At 65.9% G+C, this 1,596-nt stretch carries 1 protein-coding gene; it reads left to right on the top strand.

The genetic code is table 11. The features are described from left to right. The coding region (locus QBJ89_RS20045; RefSeq protein ID WP_277982211.1) for a TonB-dependent receptor domain-containing protein at window positions 1-1,441 on the top strand (1,441 nt) is incomplete at its 5' end. Window positions 1,442-1,596: the final 155 nt, after the last annotated feature.

Here is a 1,596-nt window from a genome sequence, read left to right as displayed (position 1 = left end):
CAGCGCGGCGGTGCGGGCGCAGGTCTCGCCCGACCGCACCACGCCTTCCTCGTCGACAGTCGCGACGATCGGGGGGTCGCTCATCAAGGCGGTGACGGCGCTGGGCGGCGGTGATCTCAACCTCGGCGCCGGCTTCCAGCTCCGCCGCGAGACGCTGATGAACCGCAACCAGAACTTCGACCTGAGCTATTACCAGCTGATTACGTCGTCGGCGCAGGGGAGCCAGACCGTGACGGCCGGTTTCTTCGAGGTGGACGCGCCGTTCACGCGCGCGATCGATGTCAACGTGTCCGGCCGCTACGATCATTACTCGCAGGGCTATGGCCACTTCTCGCCCAAGATCGGCGTCAGGCTCAGCCCGGTCGAGCCGATCGCCTTCCGCGCCACCTACTCGCAAGGGTTCCGCGCACCAACCTTCGCGGAGAACAATCCGCTCAGCAGCTATGCGGGTTTCTCCTCCTTCAACCCGCCGGCCAGCTTTGTCGCGGCGCATCCGGGCAATGCGGCCTATGTCAGCAACTACAGGCTGGGGCGCGGTACCACCGGCAATCCCGACATCCTGCCCGAAGTCTCGCGCAGCCTCACGCTCGGCACGATCATCAAGCCCGCGCACGGACTCGATCTGACGGTCGACTATTACAACGTCAAGAAGTCGAACCTGGTGATCAGCGGGCCGCTGCGCGGCGAAGCGATTCGGGCCTATTACGGGGAGACCGATGCGACTGCCGGCTGCGCCGCGCTGGCGGCGGTGGGCAAAGGCTATCGCTGCAACGTCATCGACGCGCCCGACCCCGCCAATCCCAACGCGCTGCCGCGCCTGATCGTGTTCGACGTGCCCTACGTCAACGCCAATTACCAGGTGAGCTCGGGCATCGACGTGCAGGCGAACGCGCACCTCGCGCTCGCCCGGGGCGTTCGCCTGAGCGAGCGCCTCGACGCGACGCGCGTGCTCCGCCTCGATCTCGTGACGCCCGGCGGTGTGGTGCAGCGGTACGCGGGCACGCTGGGGCCGTATCAACTGTCATCGGGTGGCGGGACGCCGAGGATCCGCGGAAATTGGCAGAATGCGCTGGAGTGGGGCAATCTCTCGCTTGCGACGACGGCTTATTATGTCGGTCGCATCAAGCAGGTCGCGGCCGACGAGATCGCGCCGGTCGACGGCAAGATCGACCTGTCGTGCAGCCACACGCTGGCGCCGATCCCCAAAGGCAGTGACGTCAACAAACAATGCTACGTCCGCCCGTTCCTCTACGTCGACCTGAACGCGGGCGTGGCGGTGAACGACCAGCTGCGATTGTTCCTCAACGTGGAGAATGTAACGAACGCGCGCGCGCCGCTCGCGTCCGGGGCCTATGCCACCAACCCGAACTATCTGGCTAGCTGGCATTATGCCGGTCTGGTCGGGCGCAACTTCAGCGCGGGGGCGAAGGTGCAGTTCTGAGGCAGTGGGCGGGGAGTATCCGCTGACCCGCTATCATCCTTGAACGCGTTTCAGGATCCTCCGTGCCGCTTGATCGGGCGGCGAGACGCTCGCGGGTCGGTGGATCCTGTGACAAGCTCAGGATGACGGCAGCGTGAGGCGAGCGTTGCGGCTGC

The organism is Sphingomonas phyllosphaerae (genome assembly GCF_029623345.1).
Lineage (GTDB): Bacteria > Pseudomonadota > Alphaproteobacteria > Sphingomonadales > Sphingomonadaceae > Sphingomonas > Sphingomonas phyllosphaerae_C.
Note: the sequence above shows the minus strand (reverse complement) of the source record. Positions and strands in the feature narration are given on the sequence as shown.